This is a genomic window from Nonomuraea sp. NPDC003560 (genome assembly GCF_042878785.1).
Taxonomy (GTDB): domain Bacteria; phylum Actinomycetota; class Actinomycetes; order Streptosporangiales; family Streptosporangiaceae; genus Nonomuraea.
In genome coordinates this window covers 332,045-352,640 of sequence record NZ_JBIAOF010000012.1, presented here as the reverse complement: position 1 = coordinate 352,640, position 20,596 = coordinate 332,045, and the positions used below count along the sequence as shown (strand labels likewise).

Here is a 20,596-nt window from a genome sequence, read left to right as displayed (position 1 = left end):
CCACTTACCGATCGCCCACCGGTGACCGCCCGTGGGCGGTCCGTGCCAGCTGGATCGGGAGGGCTCGAAGCGAGTCGCCCCACCATCAAGCGCCGTACGACGAAAGCGGGTCGCCCCCTGCCCAAATGGACAGGACGGGAGATGGAGTAGGGCGCCCCTCACGATCCGGTCGAGGGGTTCGTGGAGGGCGGCCCGATGAGGAGGGGGTCAGGGGAAGGCTTGGCGGGAGCGGGTGGTGAGGGTCAGGGGAAGGCTTGGCGGGAGCGGGTGGTGAGGGTCAGGTATTCCTCACGGGAGACCCGGTGCATCGCCAGCCCCAGCCCGTGGCGTTCGGTGAAGCGGTGGAGAGAGGCCGGGGGCCAGCGGCCGGGCAGGTGGAGCAGGGGGTTCCCCGCGGGGTCGAGGAGGAAGACGCCGCACAGGTCGTCGTGACGGTACCGGAGGAGACTGCTGCCCGGTTCGACCGGAAGTTCGGTGATGACCCCCGAACGGCGGTACACCGACAACGTCCGGGACGACTTCATCCGCAGGTACGGCCCTCCAGGCGGCCCCACGACAAGGCCACGTCTCTCCTGCCACCGGTGCACCCCGCCCAGCACAGGCCGTACGACGAGCAACGCGGGACTGAAAGCCACCATCAGCCATTTGGCCTCGATCAGTTCCATCAGAAAACGTCCGAAGGCCGAGAAGCCGCGCCAGGCGACCCACATTCCGGTGACCCCCAGATACACCATCAACGCCAGCCCGGCGATTCCCGCGCACACCCCCAGAGCCAGGTTCCATCGGGCCGTCCGCGGCGCCGGGAATCCGCGGATGCGTTCCCAGCCGGGGGCGCGGGCGGCGAGGATCCGGCGCGCCCGCTCGGAGCTGTCGTCCCGGCCGTCCCGGAGCGGGATGCCGGCCTTGGCGGCGAAGTCCAGCAGGTGGGGCGGGTGCCAGTCGCCAGGCAGGTCCAGCAGGACGAGCCCGTCGGGGTCGAGGGCGGCGACCCCTTTCAGGAACCGCGACCTCTTCCCGGAACCGTCTGTCGAATAGTCGTAACGATAGAGCGACGCGGGCGACAGGGTCGCGGAACGGCCCCTGGCTTCGTCGGTGACGGTCAAGGTGCGGCCGTCGGAGCTGAGACTGACTTTCGGGCAGCGGGCGCCTTTCATCGCACCCGCGACGGGCAGGATTTGCGCGTTCACGAATCGTCCCCTTCATCCGGGGCCCCCTGTGCCGGGTACGACGGATAGGGGCGCCATAAAGTTTCCGCCGGCGCGAAACTCAGATGAGGACCTTCACCACTCCGGTGAGCGCGAGCTGCACGAGCGCCAGCGGCACCAGTCCGGCCCAGGCGAGCTTCTGGAGCTGGTCCTCACGCAGCCGCGGATAGGTGACGCGCAGCCAGATCACCACGAACGCCAGCGCGAAGACCTTGATCAGGCTCCAGATCCAGCCGGGCAGGAAGGGCCCGTGCCAGCCGCCCAGGAAGAGCACGGTGGTCAGAAGGGACAGGACGACGATCCCGGCGTACTCGGAGAGCATGAACAGGGCGAACCGCATGCCGGTGTACTCGGTCATCGGGCCCATGATGATCTCGGACTCGGCGATCGGCATGTCGAACGGCGGACGGCGCAGCTCGGCCAGCCCCGCCACGAAGAACACCACGCCGCCGATCGCCTGCCAGGGCAGCCACCACCACTGCCACGCCTCGACGATGCCGGGCATCGACAGCGTGCCCGCCGCCATCGCCACGGACGAGGCCGCCAGCACCAGCGGCAGCTCGTACGACATGAGCTGGGCCGCCGCCCGCATGCCGCCGAGCACCGAATACTTGTTGGCCGACGCCCACCCCGCCATGATCGCGCCGAGCACCCCGACACCCATGACGGCGAGCACGAAGAACAGCCCGAGATCGAGGTCGACGGCGACCAGGCCGCGGTCGAGCGGGATGACGATCAGGACGACCAGGTACGGGACCAGCGCCACGCCCGGCGCGATCATGAAGACGCGGCGGTCGGCCGCGGCCGGGATGACGTCCTCCTTCTGCATGAACTTCACGCCGTCGGCGATGAGCTGCGCCCAGCCGTGGAAGCCGCCGGCGTACATGGGGCCGAGCCTCGACTGCATGTGGGCCATGACCTTGTGCTCGGTCTGGCCGACGATCAGCGGCAGCACCAGGAACACGACGAGGATGACGACGAAGCTCAGCACCACTTCAAGCATCAGGCGGACCCCAATCGGCCGGTACTCCGGGCGGAAGCGTCTTGCGGCGGCTCGGGGCGCCGTGCCCTGACTCGCCCGGCTCCTTGGCGCCCGGCCACGGCTTGGCCACGCGGGCGGCCAGCACGAAGTCCTTGCGCAGCGGATGGCCCTCGAAGCCGTCGGGCAGGAGCAGCGGCACCAGGTACGGGTGCTCCTCGAAGATCACCCCGAACATCTCGTACGTCTCGCGCTCGTACCAGTTCGCCCCCCGGTAGACGCCGACAGCGGACGGCAGGCGGGGGTCGGCGCGCGGCACCCGGGTGCGCAGCAGCAGCCGCTCGCGGGTGTCCAGGTTGTAGACGTGGGCGACGACGACGAAGGCGTCGGGCGGCTCGTCCACGCCGGTCAGCCAGTCGAAGAAGGCGTGGCCGAGGTCGTCGCGCGCGAAGGTCAGCAGCTCGATCCAGTCGGCGGGCCCGACGTCGACCGTGGTCTCGCCGTAGGACTCGCTGATCTGGGCGCGCTCGCCGAAACGGGCGGCGACGGCGGCGTTCACGCCTGGTCCTCGGAGCCGTGGGAGCGGGACCAGACGTAGCGGTCGCTGAGCTTCTCCCCCGCGATCTTCTCCTGGAGCTTCATGATCCCGTAGAGCAGCGCCTCGGGCCGGGGAGGGCAGCCGGGCACGTAGACGTCGACGGGGATGATCTGGTCGACGCCGTTGGTGACGCAGTAGGAGTCCCAGTAGGGGCCGCCGGTGTTGGAGCAGGCGCCGAACGAGATCACGTACTTGGGGTCGGGCATCTGCTCGTAGAGGCGTTTCACGGCGGGAGCCATCTTGTCGGTGACCGTGCCGGAGACGATCATCAGGTCGGCCTGACGGGGGCCGTTGGCGAACGGGATGACCCCGAACCGGATGAAGTCGTGCCTGCTCATGGAGGTCGCGATGAACTCGATGGCGCAGCAGGCCAGCCCGAAGTTGAACACCCACAGCGAATAGCGCCGCCCCCAGTTGAGCACGAACCGCATGGGTTTGGGCGCGAGCCTGGAGACAGGTCCGACGGTGGGCATCGGGAGATCCGTTGCTGCCATGTCGCCCATTCTTGCGCGAATCGCAGGTCAGGCAAAGGAATCATGTCTCTTGGTGGCGCCGAGCTCGGTGGCGAGCCGGTCGAACAGGGGGGCGAGTTCGGCCTCGATGGCCTCGTTCTCGTTCTCGCGCAGCCTGATCAGGGGCCAGTCGTGAGGCAGCGAGCGGACGAACTCCACGCGCAGCGGGAGCGGTGGATGCGAGTCGTCGAGGCGGGCCTGTGCCATGGCCTCGATCCGGCGGCGCCGTTCGAGCTCGGAGCCGGGGACGGCGGCCTGCCGCTCGCGCAGGTGCTCCCACACCGAAGGGCCGAGCGCGGACGACATCCAGGCCAGTTCGTTGACGTCGACGTCGGCGGTGGCGACGAGGTCAAGCATTGCTGCGGCGGCCGCGGAGGAGGCGATGCGGGCGGAACGTTCGTCGGCGACGTACTCGGCCTGGCGGGCGGAGCGCATGGTGACGACCAGCAAGAGCAGGCCCACCAGCCGGACGACGAGCCCGGCCACGCGCATCACGATGAGCAGCACCAGCCCCAGGACGCTGAGCACGCTCTGCGGCACGGCCTCCGCCACGTACTCCCCACCCCCGGCCGCGCCGCGCATCGCGCGGTGCACGGCGGCCAGCGCGCCGAGCGCGGTACGGGTGAACCGGTCGTGGCGGCTGTCGCCGTTGCTGGAGTGGCTCAGCTCGTGCGCGAGCAGCGCCACCCGCTGCTGGGGTTCGAGCAGCGCCCAGAGAGGGGCGCCGATCGTGAGCACGCGCCTGCCGCTTGGGCCCGCCTGTTCGAAGGACGCGTTGAAGACGGGGGCGACGACGACGAGGTCCACCCGGTCCGCCCCGATCTCCGCCCCGATCCTGTCCGTCAGGTCGTACAGGCGCGGCGCGGCGTGTCTGGTGAGCACGAGCGGCCCGCTCGGCGCCCGGCCCAGACGCGGCCGCATCAGCCAGGCCACGAACAGCAGGAACGCGCCGAGCAGCGCGCCGAGAACGTTCGGCCACGTGACGACCGTCCAGCCGGCCGCGGCGAGCGCGCTCGCCGCGATCAGGTGGATGAGCCCGGCGAACAGGTACGAAAGCGCCCGCAGGACTTTCCCCTTCGGTACGTCGGCGCCTGTCCTGAGCACGTCGGCGTGCAGTCCGGCCGTCAGTCGGTCGGCGAGGACCGCGCTGATCGAGCGCTTGCCCTGAGGGACGGGCAGATTCCATCCGCAGGACGGACACCAGGCGGGATACCGCTCATCATGCTCGATCGAAACGTCGCAGCGGGGACACGATCTTTGTCTCGGCACGACCGAGGACGGTGACAGATGACACATTCAGGGCGCCAGCACGTCCGGGTAACGATCGGCGGCCAGGAGCCGGGCTATGTCCAGGACAGGACGCGTTTGCGCCAGGCGTACAGGATGCCGAGGGCGATGAAGCCGAGGAACACGAACATCTCCACCAGTGTCGTCACCCCGTAGCCGGGCGCGTCGAAGATCGTGGCCCACGGGAAGAGGAAGACGGCGTCGACGGCGAAGACGACGTAGAGGTAGGTGAAGACGTAATAGCGGACCTGCGACTGCGCCCAACCGTCGCCGACGGGGTCGACGCCGCATTCGTACGTCGTCAGCTTCTCGGGGGTCGGCCTGGTGGGCCGCAGGAGCCGGTTGGCCATGAGGGCCCCGGCGACGATGGCGACACCGATCGCCAACAGCGCGGCGACCAGCACGTAGGACCCGAAGTAGCCCTCCATGACGTGATCGTAACCCAGTCAAACCTCAGACCCCATAACCCCAAGACGGGGCAAAAGGTAAGATCCCCCACATACCCTGACAGACATGCACCAAACGCGATTCTTTGTTGGAATCGCTCTGCTGGCCCTCTCGGCCGGGGGCTGCGGGCTTGCCGCCGCCGCACCCGAGCGGGACGTGCTGGTCCCGGCAGAGCCGACCGCGATCGACTTCGTCGACCCCGCGACAGTCGTCGGCCTGTCCACCGCGACCATCACGAACGAGGACGACGACCACAGCAGATACGTGCACATCAGCTACCCCGAACTGACCGACGCGCCGGGCCTGAACCGCGCGCTGCGCGCGGACGCCGAGCGGCAGCTGCGGGACTTCCGGGCCGCCAAGAGCGTCAACGGCGACTACCCGCGTCCCGAGCTGAACGTGGACTGGCAGCTCGCCGCCCGTTCCCCGGAGGCCGTCGCGGTTCGGCTGCGCACCGGCGAGTTCCTGGGCGCGAGCTGGGGCAACTCCACCCGTACCTTCTGGTTCGACCCGCGTACCGGCAAGGCGGGCGGGTCCACGGCGCTGCTGGGCGGGCCGCAGGCGCTGGACCGGCTCGCGGCGCTGGTCAAGGAGCAGCTCAAGGGACGCGGGCCGCAGGTCGAGCGGGACGGCGTGCGGGCCGACCCCGGCCAGTTCGACTCCATGGCCTTCAACCGGAGCGGTGACCTGGTGGTCGAGTTCGACGACTGCCAGATCGGGCCGTGCTCGCTCGGCCGGGTCGCGGTGGCCGTCCAGGCGGGACGGGTCGCGCCGCTGCTGTCCGAGCTGGGACGCCGGGCCCAGGAGAGCGTGCGGGAGGCCGCCCGCAGCGCCCCTCCGGCCGGGCCGGCGACGACGCCGAAGACGGCGCCGACGGCGAGCCCCGAGGCGTCCAGCAACCGGGCCGGGAGCGTGAACTGCGCCAGGACCAAGTGCGTGGCGCTGACGTTCGACGACGGGCCGGGGCCGCGGACCGGGCGGCTGCTCGACCTGCTGGCCGCCGGCAAGGCGCGGGCCACCTTCTTCACCGTCGGGACGAACGCCGTCGCGCAGCCGGGCCTGCTGCGCCGGATGAGCGCGGAAGGCCACCTGGTCGGCAACCACTCCTGGTCGCACCGGGACCTGTCGAAGCAGGCGACCAGCAAGATCGCCGACTCCTTCCGGCGTACCGACGACGCCGTCCGGGCGGCGATCGCGCAGGAGCCCACGCTGGCCCGCCCGCCCTACGGCGCGATCAGCAAGGACGTGCGCGACGTCGCCCGCGACCTGGGACTGTCGCTGGTCGGCTGGGATGTGAACTCCAGGGACGAGCCCGGCGCGACGGCGTCGGAGATCACCGATCGCGTCGTGCGCAAGGCCCATCCGGGCGCGATCATCCTGATGCACGACACCAACCCCGAGTCGATCGACGCGATTCCGGGCATCCTGAAAGAACTCAGCGGGAAGGGTTACACCTTCGTGACCGTTCCAGAGTTGTACGGCTCCGCAGCGATGCGCGCCGGACGCCTGTACGAGTCGGGGAACCAGCAGTCGCGTAAGCAGCCCCTGACGTAGCACACGTGTTGGGGGGACGTATCATTGGCGCTCGTGACCCGAACCGTCCTCTTCGCACGCCTGCATGTAGACCTCTGCAGGCTCGCGTCAGGGCTGTGTCGTCGTTCTCCCGCCTCACCCTGACTTCCGACCGCGTTACCCGCTTTCGCGGCTGGCAAACGCGTGACCTTCCGAGGATCTAGCATGGAAACAGAGAACGCGCCCAACGCAACCGCGCCTTGGCGCGTCGAGGAGGACTGAGCTGTGACGAAGCAGGTCCAGCAACTCGACCGCGTGATCATCAGGTTCGCCGGCGACTCCGGCGACGGCATGCAGCTCACCGGCGACCGCTTCACCGCGGGGACGGCGGAGTTCGGCAACGACCTGTCGACGCTGCCCAACTTCCCCGCCGAGATCCGCGCCCCCGCAGGAACCCTGCCCGGCGTGTCGAGCTTCCAGCTCCACTTCGCCGACCACGACATCCTGACGCCCGGCGACGCGCCCAACGTGCTCGTGGCCATGAACCCGGCGGCGCTGAAGGCCAACCTCGGCGACCTGCCGCGCGGCGCCGACATCATCGCCAACACCGACGAGTTCTCCAAGCGCAACCTGCAGAAGGTCGGCTACGCGGCCAACCCGCTGGAGGACGACTCCCTGAGCGAGTGGCGCGTGCACGCGGTGCCGCTGACCTCGCTGACGGTCAAGGCGCTCGAAGGCTTCGAGATCTCGAAGAAGGACGCCGAGCGCGCCAAGAACATGTTCGCCCTCGGCCTGCTGTCGTGGCTCTACCACCGGCCGACCGAGCAGACGATCTCGTTCCTGCAGCAGAAGTTCGCCAAGAAGCCCGACATCGCCAAGGCGAACATCGCGGCCTTCCAGGCGGGCTGGAACTACGGCGAGACGACCGAGTCGTTCTCGGTCTCCTACGAGGTCAAGCCGGCCAGGCTGGCTCCCGGCGTCTATCGCAACATCTCCGGGAACCAGGCCCTCGCCTACGGGCTGATCGCGGCCAGCGTGCAGTCGAAGCTGCCGCTGTTCCTGGGCTCGTACCCGATCACGCCGGCCAGCGACATCCTGCACGAGTTGTCCAAGCACAAGCGGTTCGGCATCCGCACCTTCCAGGCGGAGGACGAGATCGCGGGCGTCGGCGCGGCGCTGGGGGCCGCGTTCGGCGGGGCGCTGGGCGTGACCACCACCTCCGGCCCCGGCGTGGCGCTGAAGGCGGAGACGGTCGGCCTCGCGGTCACCACCGAGCTGCCGTTGATCATCGTTGACGTCCAGCGCGCCGGTCCCAGCACGGGCATGCCGACCAAGACCGAGCAGACCGACCTGCTGATGGCCATGTTCGGCCGCAACGGCGAGTCGCCGGTGCCGATCGTCGCGCCGCTCTCGCCGAGCGACTGCTTCGACGCGGCCGTCGAGGCGGCCCGCATCGCGGTCAAGTACCGCACGCCGGTCATGTTGCTCTCGGACGGCTACCTGGCCAACGGCTCGGAGCCGTGGCGCCTGCCCGAAGTTTCCGACTTGCCGGACATTTCGCAGGAATTCACGACCGAGCCCAACGGTGAGGGCGGCGAGTTCCTGCCGTTCAAGCGTGACACCGAGACGCTGGCCCGCCCCTGGGCCATCCCCGGCACCCCCGGCCTCGAACACCGCATCGGCGGCATCGAGAAGGCCGACGGCACCGGCAACATCTCCTACGACCCGGACAACCACGACCTGATGGTCCGCACCCGGGCCGCCAAGATCGCCGGGATCGACGTGCCCGACCTCGCGGTCGACGACCCCGACGGCGACGCCAAGGTCCTGGTCATCGGCTGGGGCTCGACGTACGGGCCGATCGCGGCGGCCGTGCGGCGCATCAGGCGCGAGGGCGGCAAGGTCGCCCAGGCGCACCTGCGCCACCTCAACCCGCTGCCGGCCAACACCGGCGAGGTGCTCAAGAGCTACGACAAGGTGCTGCTGCCCGAGATCAACCTCGGCCAGCTCGCGCTGCTGCTGCGGGCCCGCTACCTCGTCGACGTGATCAGCTACAACCGCGTGCGCGGGCTCCCGTTCAAGGCCGAGGAGCTGGCCGGAGTCATTCAGGACGTGATCGACAGTGACTGAGCTGGTGAACGGGAAGGGCCTGAGCCTGGTTCCCAAGACCGACGTCAAGCAGGGGCTGAAGGACTTCAAGTCCGACCAGGAGGTGCGCTGGTGCCCGGGTTGCGGCGACTACGCGATCCTGGCGGCCGTGCAGAGCTTCCTGCCCGAGCTGGGGCTGCGGCGCGAGAACATCGTGTTCGTCTCCGGCATCGGCTGCTCCTCGCGCTTCCCGTACTACCTCAACACCTACGGCTTCCACTCGATCCACGGCCGCGCGCCCGCGATCGCGACCGGCCTGGCCGCCTCGCGGCCCGACCTGTCGGTGTGGGTGATCACCGGTGACGGCGACGCGCTGTCCATCGGCGGCAACCACCTGATCCACGCGCTGCGCCGCAACGTCAACCTGAACATCCTGCTGTTCAACAACAGGATCTACGGTCTGACCAAGGGCCAGTACTCGCCCACCTCCGAGGTCGGCAAGATCACCAAGTCGACCCCGATGGGCTCGCTGGACAAGCCGTTCAACCCGATCTCGCTGGCCATCGGCGCCGAGGCGTCGTTCGTGGCCCGCACGATCGACTCCGACCGCAAGCACCTGCAGTCGGTGCTGCGCGAGGCCACGGCCCACCGCGGCACGTCGCTGGTGGAGATCTACCAGAACTGCAACATCTTCAACGACAACGCCTTCGAGCAGCTCAAGGACCCGGCGGTGCGCGACGACATCACGCTGCGCCTGGAGCACGGCCAGCCGATCGTGAGCGCGTCCAAGGCCGTCGTGCGCGGGGCGAACGGCGGCATCGAGGTCGTCGCCAGGGACGGCGTGAGCGAGGAGCAGATCCTCGTGCACGACGCCCACAACCCCGACCCGTCGGTGGCCTTCGCCCTCAGCAGGCTCGACGAGCCGGCCTTCGAGCACGTGCCGATCGGCATCTTCCGCCAGGTCGACCGCCCGGCCTACGACGTGCTCATGGCCGACCAGCTGGAGGAGGCCGTGGCGCAGAAGGGCCCCGGCGACCTGAGCGAGCTGCTCATGGGTGGAGACACCTGGCGCATCGGCTAGTTCGTGTATTAGATGGAGCCGTCGGCCCGACGGCTCCATCTTCCACGGAGGTCAATCCACGATGTCGTATTGGCCTGAGGCCGTGGTGCTGGTGACGGGTGCGGCCGGGTTCATCGGATCGCACCTGGCCGCGCGTCTGCGCGTGCTCGGCGCGCAGGTGCACGCGGTCAGCCGGCGGCCCCAGCAGGCCCGCCACGGGGAGATCTGGCACCAGGCCCGGCTCGACGACGCCGGCGACACCGCGCGGCTGTTCCGGTCGGTACGCCCGAACCTGCTGTTCCACCTCGCCGGCGAGGTCACCGGGTCGCGCGGCGACGAGGTCGTCCGGGCCACGCTGGAGAGCAACGTCGTGGGCGCGGTCAACGTGTTGTCGGCCGCGCGCGAGCACGGCGTCCGGACCGTGTTCACCGGCTCGATCGAGGAGCCGCGGCCGGGCAACGACCATGCGCCGCCCTCGTCGGCGTACGCGATGTCCAAGTGGGCCGCCACCGGCTACGCGCGGCTCTACCACCGGCTCTGGGACCTTCCCGTCACCGTGCTGCGTCCCAGCATGGTCTACGGCCCGGCCCAGCCCGACACCACCAAGCTGGTGCCGTACGTGACGCTCAGCCTGCTGCGCGGCGAACGTCCCCGGCTGACCAGGGGCGCCAAGCTCGCCGACTGGATCTACGTGGACGACGTCGTCGACGCGTTCGTGCTGGCGGGCGAGTCCGACAAGGCGGTCGGCCACGCGCTCGACGTCGGCACCGGCGTACGGACCGCCGCCCACGAGGTCGTCGAGCGGCTCTACCGCATCACGGGCGCGGACACGCGGCCCGAGTTCGGCGCCGCGCCCGACCGCCCGCACGACATCACGCAGGTCGCCGACATCGTCCCGGCGGCGGACCGGCTCGGCTGGCGCCCTGCCACGGAATTGGACGAAGGGTTGCGCCGGACGGTCAATTGGTATGCATCCCAAGAATGTCACGAAGAAAGGCCCTCTTAGCCGGACGGGCGAAATTCTGCGAGCATGGGGCTACTTATTCCGGCCGGAGGAGTTGCCTTTATGAGCCGCCTGAACGCCCTGCGCAGTCGTTTCGTGGACGCTCCCGACTCGCTGGGGGCCAAGGCGCGGGCACGCAGGTGGCAATGGTTCGCCGCCCGTTTCCCCGACCTCGACCGGATGAACGTCCTCGACCTCGGCGGCACGGCCGGGGCCTGGATGCGCGCCCCGGTCAGGCCCGCGCACGTGCACATCGTCAACCTCGAACAGCCGCCCGCCGACCTGCCGTCCTGGCTGCGGGCCGACGTCGCCGACGCCTGCGACCTGCCGCCCGCGATCCGCGGCAGCCGCTACGACCTGGTCTTCTCCAACGCCGTCATTGAGCACGTCGGCGGACACCAGCGCCGGCAGCGGTTCGCCGACACCGTGCACGAGATGGCCGATCGCCACTGGGTGCAGACGCCCTACCGGTACTTCCCGGTCGAACCGCACTTCCTGTTCCCCGGCTTCCAGTTCCTGCCGCTCGCCGCGCGGACGACGATCCTGCGCCGCTGGCCGCTCGTCCACACGCCGACCTCCGACCGGGACGCCGCCCGGATGATCGCCATGGAGGTCGAGCTGCTGAGCGTGACCGAGATGCGGCACTACTTCCCGAAGTCGCGGCTGCGCTTCGAGCGGCTGGCCGGGCTGGTGAAGTCGGTCATCGCGGTCCGCAGCTGAGGCCCAGGCTCGCCGGGGTCAGTCCGTGCCCATGATGGTCGCGCCGCCGCCCTCCCACGAGTTGCCCTTCCAGACGTTGCCCGGCCCGTTCGCGTCCCAGTACGACACCGGGCCGGCGTAGCCGCCCTTCGGCCAGACCTTGCGGCTGAAGACGTTGTCGATCACCTTGATGTTGGACGACAGGCCCTTCCGTCCGGCGCCCGCGTACAGCGACCAGCCGCCGCCGGCCAGGAAGTTGCCCTGGACGGTGACGTTCCTGGTGACGCCGAAGTCCTGGAAGAGGGCGATGGCGCCGGTCTGGTCGAGGGTGTTGATCACCGTGTTGTGCCGGATGACCAGCTCGGTGCCGGGGGCGGCGGTGCCGGTGGACATGATCATGTCGGTGTGGTCGCCGGAGTAGTACTTCGGGTCGTGCACGTAGGAGTCCTCGACCAGCCCCTGGTCGGTGAGGATGCCGTTGGAGATCGTGTGGATGTCCACGCGGCGGATCGTGATCAGCTTGCCCTGGTTGAGGATGCCGAACTGGGTGCGCACCTTGCCGTTGCCGAAGATCTCGCTGTCCTCGACCTTCAGGCCGGAGAAGCCCTCGCGCTGGAGGATGCCCCAGTAGTCGCTCTGCCCGCGGACGCGGGTGTTGCGGATGGTCACGTTGTCGGCCTCGACGGTGATGTCACCGGTGACGTCCCAGCCGTCGATGACCTTGCCGTCCTCCTTGATGACGATCGAGCCGGTCTTCTTGACCAGGTCGGCGCCGTCGGGGACGCCGGTGTTGCCCGCCCCGGGCCAGCCGCCGCCGCCGGGGGGCGGGGTGGAGGTGGGGGTCTGGGTGGGCGTCTGGGTGGGCGTCTGGGGCGGGGTCTTGGTGGCCGTGGGGGTCGCCGTATGGGTCGCCGTCGGGGTGCCGGTGGGCGTCTTGGTGGGCGTCTTGGTGGGCGTCGGGGTCGGCGACTCGCTGGGCGGCGTGCCCGTGGGGGTCGGGGTGCGGGTGGCCGTGACGGTCGGCGTGGCGGGAGGGCTCACCGTGGGCGTCGTCGTGGGCGTCGCCGTGGGCGTCATCGTGGGCGTCGTCGTGGGCGTCCCGGGTGGGGTGCCCGGTGGGGTGCCGGGCAGGGTGCCGGTCGGCGTCGGGCGGTGCGTCGGCCGGTGGGTGGGACGGCGCGTCGGGCGCGCGGTCGGCTTCCTCGTGGGCCGCCTGGGCCACCACCTGGGCTCCTGGCTCCGGGTCCCGGTGGGCCGGGGCTTGTGGGTGGTGGGACGCGGCCGGGCTCGCCGACCGGCGGCGGCCTGCGGCGAGGCCGCGCCGCTCGCCCCACTGGCCTCCGTCAGGACGGCCCGGGGCTCCAGTACGTCGGAGACGACGAGGCCGTACCCGCCGGCCAGCAGCGCCACCACGGAGACCCCGGCCAGGGATAACCAGCCGGTACGTCTCTTCCCTCTTCGATGCCGCGACACAGGCGACTCCTTCCGATCGTGGCCGAGTCCGAGTCCCCCAAGGGGAGAGAGTAGCCATGCCGAAAGAAGAAGTGGTGCCTTTTACCGAAATAAACTCGTTATCCTCCAAATTCACAACAAGCTCATGTTTCTCATCTATCGCGGCAAATCCGACAGAGAGGCGTCATCCCGGCGTCACAGTGCCGCCGTTTTCCCAGGTGTTCCCCTGCCACCGATTTCCGGGCCCGTCTTTATCCCAATATGAAACCGGCCCCGCCGCTCCGCCCTTGGGCCAGACGCGGCGGCTGAAAACGTTCCCGATCACCTTGATGTTGGACGACTTCCCCTTCAGCCCGGCCCCGGCGTACAGCGACCAGCCGCCGCCGGCCAGCAGGTTGCCCTCGACCGTCACGTCCTTGACCACGCCGAAGTCCTGGAAGAGGGCGATGGCGCCGGTCTGGTCGAGGGTGTTGATCACCGTGTTGCGCCGGATGACCAGCTCGGTGCCGGGCGCGGGCGGCCCGGTGGACATGATCATGTCGGTGTGGTCGCCGGAGTAGTACTTCGGGTCGTGCACGTAGGAGTCCTCGACCAGGCCCTGCTGGGTCAGGATGCCGTTGGAGATGGTGTGGACGTCCACGCGGCGGATCGTGATCAGCTTGCCCTGGTTGAGGATGCCGAACTGGGTGCGTGCCCTGCCGTTGCCGAAGATCTCGGTGTCCTCGACCGTCAGGCCGGTGCGTCCCTCGCGCTGGAGGATGCCCCACCAGCCCTTGGTGCCGCGCACCCGGGTGTTGCGGATGACCACGTCGTCGGCCTCGACCGTGATGTAGCCGGTCACCTCGACGCCCTCGATCACCGTGCCGTTCCTGGTCACCCGGATCGATCCTGACTTGCGCAGCGCCACCCCCTCGGGCACGCCGGTGTTGTGCGCGCCCGGCCAGCCCTGCTCGGCCGGCTTCGACGGCGTCGGCGTGCCCGGCCTGGACGTGGCCACGGCGGGCGACCGGGTGACCTCGGGCCCGCCGGGGGACCCGGTGCAGCCGCCCAGCAGCACGACCAGGACCGCGACCAGGCACCAGCCCCCTCGGACGTACGGCCTCACTCGCCCTTGGTCCTCCGGCCGCCGACGAGGTCGGCCAGCGCGGGCGGCGTCCAGCGCTTGGCGACCTGGCGCAGGTTGCTCTTCCACGCCTCGCCCGGCCGCTGCTTGAACAGCGTGGTGTGGTCGTCGGTGACCTCGTCGTCGGGTCTGCCGTTGGAGTAGTAGTAGAGCGCCATCGAGCGGCGGGCCCGGTCGTCCGGGCAGGTGAGCGGGTCGGGGTGGCCGTGGTTGGCGTCGTCGGTCGTGGCGAACAGCACGAACCGGTTGAAGACCGGCAGGATCTTGCCCTCGCACTCGGTCATGTCCTTGTTCCACAGCTGCAGGTGGCCGCCGTAGCTCTCCTGCCAGTCCTTGTTGAGGTAGAGCAGGCCGTTGAGCCGGCGGTCGAGGTTGAGCCGGCGGCTGCGGTTGAAGTCGGCGTGCACCTTCAGGAAGCCGCCGGGCCGGATCTGGTGCAGGCCGCCGCCCTCGAAGTGCGGGTCGGAGACCAGTTGCGTGATGCCGGTCAGCCGCTCCAGGAACTCGACGAACACGCCGCTGTTGAACTCGGCCAGCAGGCGCCGGGTGGCCGGCCCCATGCGCTCGGTGTCGGCCAGCGCCAGCTTCACCTCGCGCGCGCTGTCGAACCGCTGCCAGGTGGCGTCGCGCGGCTCGGGGAACTCGTCGAGGACGGGCTCCAGCACCTCGGGCGGCAGGAAGTCGTCGATGACCACGTGACGGAACGGCGAGGCGGTACGGAACTGCTCGGAGTACTTGTCCGCCAGCGGGAACAGCTCGTCCCGGTGGAAGGTGAAAGCCTGCAGATCCTGCATGGAATGTGTCTCCGTCTCCTACGACACCCGGCCCCTACCTCCTCATCGCCTCATCAGTGCCTTCTGTTACCTGTAACGATCCATTCCCGGCCGCCGATGGCGACATGTGACGCCCGGCTCTCCCCGAGTCGCGATCGTGATCGTGACCTACAACAGCGCGCCGGTCCTCGGCGGTTGCCTGGCCTCCCTGCCCGAGGGCGCGAAGGGGGTCCGGCTCACCGACGTCGTCGTGGCCGACAACGCCTCCAAGGACGACTCGCTCGCCATCGCCGAACACGCCGCCGGCCTGCCCGTACGGCCCCTTCAGGTGGGCCGGAACGCCGGGTACGCCGCGGCGATCAACGCCGGGGTCGCCTCGCTCGACCTGGACGACCTCGACGCGGTGCTCGTCCTGAACCCGGACTGCCGCCTGCGTCCCGGCGCGCTGGCCGTGCTGGCCGCGGCTCTCGACCGGCCCGGCACCGGCATCGCGGTCCCTCGGCTGGTCAGCACCGAGGGGGTGCTCCACCACTCGCTGCGCCGCACGCCCGCGGTACGCCGCGCGCTGGCCGAGTCGCTGGTCGGCGGCCGATTGGCGGGCCGGATCGGCACGCTGGGCGAGATGGTCGTCGATCCGGCCCGTTACGAACGTCCCGGGCCTGCCGACTGGGCCACCGGCGCCGCCATGCTCGTCTCGGCCACGGCGCTGGCCCGGCTCGGCCCCTGGGACGAGTCCTTCCTGCTCTACAGCGAGGAGACCGAGTACGCGCTGCGCGCCGCGGACGCCGGCTGGACCCTCTGGTACGAGCCGGCCGCCGTGGTCGAGCACATCGGCGGCGAGGCCAAGACCAGCCCGATGCTGGCCGCGCTGCTCACCGTCAACCGCGTCCGGCTGTTCCGGCGGCGCCGGGGCCGGGTCGCGACCGCGGGCTTCTACCTGGCGGTGCTGCTCGGCGAGGCGATGCGGGCGGCGGCCGGACGCCGTACGGCCAGGGCCTCGGTCGTGGCGCTGCTCAGGCCGTCCCGCCGGCTGCGGGCCCTGCCGGGCTGAACCGCGGGCCCTCACACAGGAACCGCGGGCCCTTCCACAGGAACCGCGGGCCCTTCCACAGGAGCCGCGGGCCCTTCCACAGGAGAGGAACACGATGAGAGTCGAGCGACTGGGGGTCGAAGGCGCGCTGCTGTTCGTGCCGACGCCGAGCCACGACGACCGCGGCCTGTTCACCAGGACCTTCGACGCCGTGATCGCCGCCGAGCACGGGCTGGACCACACGGCGTTCGTCCAGGACAGCCAGTCGCGCTCGCGGCTCGGCACGATCAGGGGCATGCACGGCCGGTCGGGGCGCGGCGAGGCCAAGCTGGTGCGCGCGGCCCGCGGCGCGGTGCTGGACGTCCTGGTGGACGCGCGGCCGGGATCGCCGACGTTCGGCTCGCACGTCGCCGTCCGGCTCGACGACGTGACCTTCGCCAACCTGTACGTGCCGCCGGGCGTGCTGCACGGCTACCAGGCGCTGACCGAGCAGGCCGACGTCTGCTACCGCATCGACAGGGAGCACGACCCGGCCGAGGACCTGGCGGTCCGCTACGACGACCCCGACCTCGCGCTGCCGTGGCCGTTGCCGGTGACCGCGATCAGCGAGCGCGACAGGTCGGCGGGCTCGTGGAAGGAGCTCAGGGCCGTCCTGGCCGCCTGATCACGGCGTTCGAACCGCATCAGCGCCCCGGCCGCGCCGACGAGCAGGAACAGCACGCAGGTGATGCCGGGGAAGGACAGCAGGTCGAAAGTGGCCGCGCCGAGCAGCGGGATCACCAGGCAGGCGGCGATGGTCAGGCCGAGGTTGCGCACGTTCGGATCGGCGCTCATCCGGCGCACCCGCAGGGCGACGACGATCCCGCACCCGATCACGCCGACGAACCCCAGCACGCCGACCACCCCGGTCTCCACCAGGGACAGCAGGTACTGGTTGTCGAACACCTGGTGCTTGAAGGGGTACCAGGTGCCGAGGCCGCGGCCGAAGAACGGGCTCTTGGCGAACTCCCGCATCGCGAAGGGGTAGTCGTGGGTGCGGTAGATGACGCTGCTGTCCTCGCCCGCGCCGGCGAACAGGTTGTAGAACGTGCCGATCAGGCCCGGCGCCAGCACCTTCATGAAGCCGAGGAACACCACGAACGCGCCGATGGCGACGATCCGCCGCCGGTTGGACCAGCCGAGCAGCAGGATCAGCCCGGCCCCGGCCAGTCCGAGCACGGCCGTCCTGGAGACCGAGAACATCAGGCCGGCCGCGATGACGGCCGCGCAGATCCACCAGCGGGTCGCGGCCTGGCCCCGGCTGCGCGCCTGGAAGCTGAGGTGGGCGGCCAGCGGCAGCAGCATCGCCGACAGCGCGCCGAACTCGATCGGGTGGCCGAGCGTGCCGGCGACCCGGCGCAGGTCGGAGCGGGAGATCACGGTCGGCACCTCCTCGACCGAGGAGTGGCGCAGGCCGGGGACGCGCATGTACTCGGTCAGGTCGAAGTCCAGCCGGAACTGCAGCAACGCGACGATCGCGGCGAACGTGCCGCCGATGACGACCGCCTTGAGCACGAAGTCGAGGCGCTCGCGGCTGCCGATCCCGTCGCACATGACCAGCAGCAGGCTCGCGTACCCCAGGTAGAGCACCAGCGTGTGGTCGGCGAGGTTGAGCTCGTCGGAGGGCAGGTAGCGGTAGGTCGTGTAACCGTAGACGGCCAGCAGGAGCATGCCGTAGACGAAGATCGAGGTGCGGACGGGGTTGCCGCCCTTGGCGACGCCGGTCGTGCCGACCATCTGGGCGCACACCCACACCACGCCCATGAACAGGGCCATGATCTCGGCGGGGGTGAGCGAGAGCGGCAGCCCGGCGACCGCCAGGCGGGCCGGCAGGATCAGCAGCAACAGCACGAACAGGCAGGCCAGGGTGGCGCCGTCGGCGCGCCGCGGCAGGACGGTGCCGGTCATCCTTCGTGTCCCGCCGGCGTCCTGGCGCCGTTGGCGAGCGCGGGCTCGAACCGCACGGGACCGCCCCCGGACCGGCGGCGCGAACGGCGGTGCCGGGCGAAGCTCTCGACGGCGAAGGCGGCGAACAGGCTCATGAAGAACGCCAGCGCGCCGGTGATGACGGCGCTGCGCATGCGGCTGCCCTTCTTCTCGTCGGGCGCGGTCGGCGGCACCACGACGGTGGCGGTCACGTACGTGGCGGGCGGCGCCTTGACCTGCTGCTGCCGGGCCCGCAGCTCCTTCTGGGCCAGGGCGGTGACCTTCACGACGATGCCGTGGGCCAGCTCGGCGGTCGGCGCCTCACAGATGATCACGATGAACGGGGTCGCGGGCATCAGCTCGGGGTTGGTGCCACCGCTGGTGATCTTGAGGGTGACGTCGCCGCCGATGGGCGCGCCGACCTCGGCGGCCGTCCGGGGGGTGTTGAGCGCCTGGATGAGGATCGAGGAGGTCATGCTGAGCCCCTGGTCGAAGGAGACCAGGGGGTTGGTGCGCGGATTGGGGAACTTGGGGTCGCTCGGCACGCTGCCGCCGGTCACCGGCAGGGTCAGCACGAGCGCCGAGCTGGAGATGAAGGTCTTGGGCGCGACGGCGAAGACGCCGAGGGCCGTGACGACCGTGAGCAGGAACGCGGGGACCGTCACGTACCAGCGCTTGAACAGGATCTTCGCCGTCGCCCAGAAGTCCATGGCGGGCCCTCACTTCTCGCCGTCGTCCTGGTTCGCCTTCCTCGGCCCCGGGACGGGCGACAGCGGGCCGGCCCGGTAGGCGGGGAACTCCATGGTGGCCGAGCTGTCCTCGTCGAGGACCGGGAGCTCGGCGGGCTCGGCCGCCTGGACCTCGACCGGCTCGGGCGCCGGAACCGGAATCGCAACGGGAGCGGCGGCGGGAGGCGCGGCCGGGGCGGCGGGCTCGGGCTGCCGGCGCTGCCGGGGCTGGCGCCGGACCACCACGCCGTAGGCGATGCCGAGGCCCAGGAACAGGGTGAGCAGCGCGCCGCCGATCGCCCCCTGCCAGTTCGCGCTGTGGTCGGCCTCGGGCTTGGAGGGCGGCACGATGTCGGTGGAGGTGATGAAGGTGTTCGGCGGCGCGCCGAGCGTCTTCTGCCACTTGAACAGCTCGCTCGCCACGCGCTCGCGGGCCGCCATGAGCACGGTCGTGGCCTGCCGCGGGGACTCGCTGTCCACCCTGATGTAGATGTAGGGCCCGTTGATGTCCAAGACGTTGGGGTTGGTGCGCCCGTCGTCGATGGTGATCTCGGTCGGGCCGTCCTTGGGGGCGCCGAGCTCGGTCCAGACGTCCTGGGTGTTCATCGCGAGGATGACGATGCTGGCACCGGTCTTGAGCGCGTCGTTGAAGGAGAGGAAGGGGTTGGTCAGCCCTTGCTTGGTCTTGTCGCTGTTGACCGTGCCGCCGTTCACCGGGGTCGCGAGGACGAGGGAGACGTCGGTCGTGTAGTGGGCCGGGAGGACGAGGTACACCACGCCGCCCACCAGGATCGACAGGAGGATCAGCGGCGGGCCTATCAGAATTCGTCGGAGAAGACCAAGGATCGCCTTCCAGAACTCCATTTTGGTACGTTCCCCCGCATCAGCGAACTTGCCCTATAGCGGACCATCGCCCAATCACTGGCAGACGTTACATCCCCCCAGATCGGTTACATCGGACGTGATCGCCGCGATAGACCTACGACTACGGCGACGGGGGCTTTTCGGTGGGGCTGTCAACTGAGCGTCCGGCGACGCGGAGCAGGCTCGCCGGACTCGACGGGTTACGGGGGCTGGCCGCGCTGTTCGTGGTCCTGCACCACTGCTGGCTGCTGTCGTTCCCCGGGTTCCCGGTCAACGACGCGCCCTGGTGGACGGGGTGGCTGCTCTACGGGCACTTCGCGGTCGTGGTGTTCATCGTGCTGTCCGGGTTCTCCCTCGCGGTCTCGCCCGCCCGGTCCGGCTGGCGGCTGGGCAGCATCCCCACGTTCTTCAACCGGCGGGCCTGGCGCATCCTGCCGCCGTACTGGGCGGCGCTGCTGTTCAGCCTGGTGATCGCGTGGACGGTCATCCCGCAGCCGGGCCAGCAGGCGCCCACCGGGCAGTCGGTGCTCATCTACGGCCTGCTGCTCCAGGACGTCTTCGGCTCCCCCAGCCCCAACGGCGCCATGTGGTCGATCGCCGTCGAGGCCCAGCTCTACTTGGTGTTCCCGCTGATGGTGCTGGTGCTGCGCCGGTGGGGGGCGGCGGTGATGCTGGGCGCGGTGACGCTGGTCGTGGTGGCCGTGGGAGCGCTGGCGCCGTACGTGCCGGCCGTGGAGCTGCTGATGCGGCTGACCCCGCAGTTCGCCGCGCTGTTCGCCGTGGGCGCGGTGTGCGCCGGGGTGGTGCGGGCGTCGGAGCGCACCGGGCGGCCGCCCTGGCACTGGCTGGCCGCGGCGGCCGCGCTGCCGGTGCTCGCGCTGGTCGTGGTGGCCGGTCCTGAGTGGGTGGTCGGGCACTTCTTCTGGGTGGACCTCGCGGTCGGGCCCGCCGCGGGCCTGCTGCTGGCCGGCGTGGCGACGGGCCGGCCCTCCTGGCTCGTCCGGCTGCTCGACACCCGTCCGGTACGGCGGCTCGGCTCGTTCTCCTACAGCCTCTACCTGATCCACGCGCCGCTGGTGGTCATGGTCAACCGGCTGGTGGTCGCGCCGCGCGTGCCGCCGGGGATGCCCGCCTTCCTCCTCACGCTCGCCCTGGCCGTGCCGGCGAGCGTGGGAGTGGCGTGGTTGTTCGCGTCCGTCTTCGAGCTGCCCTTCCAGCGGCACAGAGGCTGGCGGAGCCTGCGCGAGGCCGCGCGGGCGCGGTTCAGGTGA

At 70.2% G+C, this 20,596-nt stretch carries 21 protein-coding genes; 9 read left to right on the top strand and 12 right to left on the bottom strand.

Annotated elements, in window-relative coordinates:
* Window positions 1–242: 242 nt before the first annotated feature.
* The 6 genes from ACFYUV_RS39390 to ACFYUV_RS39365 form a co-directional block, all read right to left on the bottom strand.
* Window positions 243–1,187 carry a hypothetical protein gene (locus tag ACFYUV_RS39390; protein ID WP_387678262.1) on the bottom strand — a complete coding sequence of 315 codons (945 nt, stop codon included), beginning with the start codon at window positions 1,185–1,187 and terminating at the stop codon, window positions 243–245.
* A gap of 79 nt (window positions 1,188–1,266) precedes the next feature.
* Window positions 1,267–2,208, bottom strand: coding sequence for an NADH-quinone oxidoreductase subunit NuoH (gene nuoH / locus ACFYUV_RS39385; protein ID WP_387678259.1), 942 nt, complete (start codon window positions 2,206–2,208; stop codon window positions 1,267–1,269).
* The gene (locus ACFYUV_RS39380) at window positions 2,201–2,743 is read right to left on the bottom strand and encodes an NADH-quinone oxidoreductase subunit C (protein WP_387678256.1); all 543 of its coding nucleotides are present in this window, start codon (window positions 2,741–2,743) and stop codon (window positions 2,201–2,203) included. Before ACFYUV_RS39380 ends, nuoH begins: the two co-directional genes overlap by 8 nt.
* Window positions 2,740–3,255 (bottom strand): NADH-quinone oxidoreductase subunit B, encoded by a 516-nt coding sequence (locus ACFYUV_RS39375; RefSeq protein WP_387652039.1) that lies wholly within the window; start codon window positions 3,253–3,255, stop codon window positions 2,740–2,742. The genes ACFYUV_RS39380 and ACFYUV_RS39375 overlap by 4 nt, the downstream gene beginning before the upstream one ends.
* 48 nt (window positions 3,256–3,303) lie before the next feature.
* Window positions 3,304–4,398, bottom strand: coding sequence for a M48 family metallopeptidase (locus ACFYUV_RS39370; RefSeq protein WP_387678254.1), 1,095 nt, complete (start codon window positions 4,396–4,398; stop codon window positions 3,304–3,306).
* Window positions 4,399–4,637: 239 nt separating this feature from the next.
* Window positions 4,638–5,009, bottom strand: coding sequence for an NADH-quinone oxidoreductase subunit A (locus ACFYUV_RS39365; RefSeq protein ID WP_387678251.1), 372 nt, complete (start codon window positions 5,007–5,009; stop codon window positions 4,638–4,640).
* A gap of 85 nt (window positions 5,010–5,094) precedes the next feature.
* Between ACFYUV_RS39365 and ACFYUV_RS39360 the strand changes: the two genes are divergently transcribed.
* From ACFYUV_RS39360 to ACFYUV_RS39335, 6 genes are all read left to right on the top strand, one after another.
* On the top strand, window positions 5,095–6,582 hold the full coding sequence (locus ACFYUV_RS39360; RefSeq protein WP_387678249.1) for a polysaccharide deacetylase family protein: 1,488 nt from the start codon (window positions 5,095–5,097) through the stop codon (window positions 6,580–6,582).
* Window positions 6,583–6,615: 33 nt separating this feature from the next.
* Window positions 6,616–6,705 (top strand): putative leader peptide, encoded by a 90-nt coding sequence (locus tag ACFYUV_RS39355; protein WP_352322479.1) that lies wholly within the window; start codon window positions 6,616–6,618, stop codon window positions 6,703–6,705.
* A 120-nt stretch (window positions 6,706–6,825) separates the two neighbouring features.
* The gene (locus tag ACFYUV_RS39350; RefSeq protein WP_352322478.1) at window positions 6,826–8,670 is read left to right on the top strand and encodes a 2-oxoacid:acceptor oxidoreductase subunit alpha; all 1,845 of its coding nucleotides are present in this window, start codon (window positions 6,826–6,828) and stop codon (window positions 8,668–8,670) included.
* Window positions 8,663–9,709, top strand: a complete 1,047-nt coding sequence (locus ACFYUV_RS39345; RefSeq protein ID WP_358290028.1) for a 2-oxoacid:ferredoxin oxidoreductase subunit beta — start codon at window positions 8,663–8,665, stop codon at window positions 9,707–9,709. Before ACFYUV_RS39350 ends, ACFYUV_RS39345 begins: the two co-directional genes overlap by 8 nt.
* 61 nt (window positions 9,710–9,770) lie before the next feature.
* Window positions 9,771–10,694: an NAD-dependent epimerase/dehydratase family protein gene (locus ACFYUV_RS39340; RefSeq protein ID WP_387678245.1), complete on the top strand. Its 924-nt coding sequence runs from the start codon at window positions 9,771–9,773 to the stop codon at window positions 10,692–10,694.
* A 60-nt stretch (window positions 10,695–10,754) separates the two neighbouring features.
* On the top strand, window positions 10,755–11,411 hold the full coding sequence (locus ACFYUV_RS39335; RefSeq protein ID WP_358290033.1) for a class I SAM-dependent methyltransferase: 657 nt from the start codon (window positions 10,755–10,757) through the stop codon (window positions 11,409–11,411).
* Between the two features lie 18 nt (window positions 11,412–11,429).
* On the opposite strand, the gene ACFYUV_RS39330 is transcribed toward ACFYUV_RS39335, so the two are convergent.
* The 3 genes from ACFYUV_RS39330 to ACFYUV_RS39320 all read right to left on the bottom strand — a co-directional run bounded on the left by ACFYUV_RS39330 (window position 11,430) and on the right by ACFYUV_RS39320 (window position 14,759).
* Window positions 11,430–12,863 (bottom strand): hypothetical protein, encoded by a 1,434-nt coding sequence (locus ACFYUV_RS39330; protein WP_387678242.1) that lies wholly within the window; start codon window positions 12,861–12,863, stop codon window positions 11,430–11,432.
* A 163-nt stretch (window positions 12,864–13,026) separates the two neighbouring features.
* Window positions 13,027–13,947 carry a hypothetical protein gene (locus tag ACFYUV_RS39325; RefSeq protein ID WP_387678239.1) on the bottom strand — a complete coding sequence of 307 codons (921 nt, stop codon included), beginning with the start codon at window positions 13,945–13,947 and terminating at the stop codon, window positions 13,027–13,029.
* The gene (locus tag ACFYUV_RS39320; protein ID WP_358290041.1) at window positions 13,944–14,759 is read right to left on the bottom strand and encodes a 2OG-Fe(II) oxygenase; all 816 of its coding nucleotides are present in this window, start codon (window positions 14,757–14,759) and stop codon (window positions 13,944–13,946) included. Before ACFYUV_RS39320 ends, ACFYUV_RS39325 begins: the two co-directional genes overlap by 4 nt.
* A gap of 106 nt (window positions 14,760–14,865) precedes the next feature.
* Here ACFYUV_RS39320 and ACFYUV_RS39315 point away from each other — a divergent pair, with 106 nt between their 5' ends.
* Together ACFYUV_RS39315 and ACFYUV_RS39310 are read left to right on the top strand one after the other, a co-directional pair.
* Entirely contained in the window at window positions 14,866–15,789 is a 924-nt protein-coding gene (locus ACFYUV_RS39315; RefSeq protein ID WP_387678236.1) for a glycosyltransferase family 2 protein, read from the top strand.
* A 94-nt stretch (window positions 15,790–15,883) separates the two neighbouring features.
* Window positions 15,884–16,432: a dTDP-4-dehydrorhamnose 3,5-epimerase family protein gene (locus tag ACFYUV_RS39310; RefSeq protein WP_387678233.1), complete on the top strand. Its 549-nt coding sequence runs from the start codon at window positions 15,884–15,886 to the stop codon at window positions 16,430–16,432.
* On the opposite strand, the gene ACFYUV_RS39305 is transcribed toward ACFYUV_RS39310, so the two are convergent.
* The 3 genes from ACFYUV_RS39305 to ACFYUV_RS39295 are packed head-to-tail and all read right to left on the bottom strand — an operon-like array spanning window position 16,321 to window position 19,325.
* On the bottom strand, window positions 16,321–17,715 hold the full coding sequence (locus tag ACFYUV_RS39305) for an O-antigen ligase family protein (protein WP_387678230.1): 1,395 nt from the start codon (window positions 17,713–17,715) through the stop codon (window positions 16,321–16,323). The two genes, ACFYUV_RS39310 and ACFYUV_RS39305, sit on opposite strands and share 112 nt — an antisense overlap.
* The gene (locus ACFYUV_RS39300) at window positions 17,712–18,443 is read right to left on the bottom strand and encodes a hypothetical protein (RefSeq protein WP_387678227.1); all 732 of its coding nucleotides are present in this window, start codon (window positions 18,441–18,443) and stop codon (window positions 17,712–17,714) included. Before ACFYUV_RS39300 ends, ACFYUV_RS39305 begins: the two co-directional genes overlap by 4 nt.
* A 9-nt stretch (window positions 18,444–18,452) precedes the next feature.
* On the bottom strand, window positions 18,453–19,325 hold the full coding sequence (locus ACFYUV_RS39295; RefSeq protein ID WP_387678224.1) for a hypothetical protein: 873 nt from the start codon (window positions 19,323–19,325) through the stop codon (window positions 18,453–18,455).
* Window positions 19,326–19,468: 143 nt separating this feature from the next.
* Between ACFYUV_RS39295 and ACFYUV_RS39290 the strand changes: the two genes are divergently transcribed.
* Window positions 19,469–20,596 (top strand): acyltransferase family protein, encoded by a 1,128-nt coding sequence (locus ACFYUV_RS39290; protein ID WP_387678221.1) that lies wholly within the window; start codon window positions 19,469–19,471, stop codon window positions 20,594–20,596.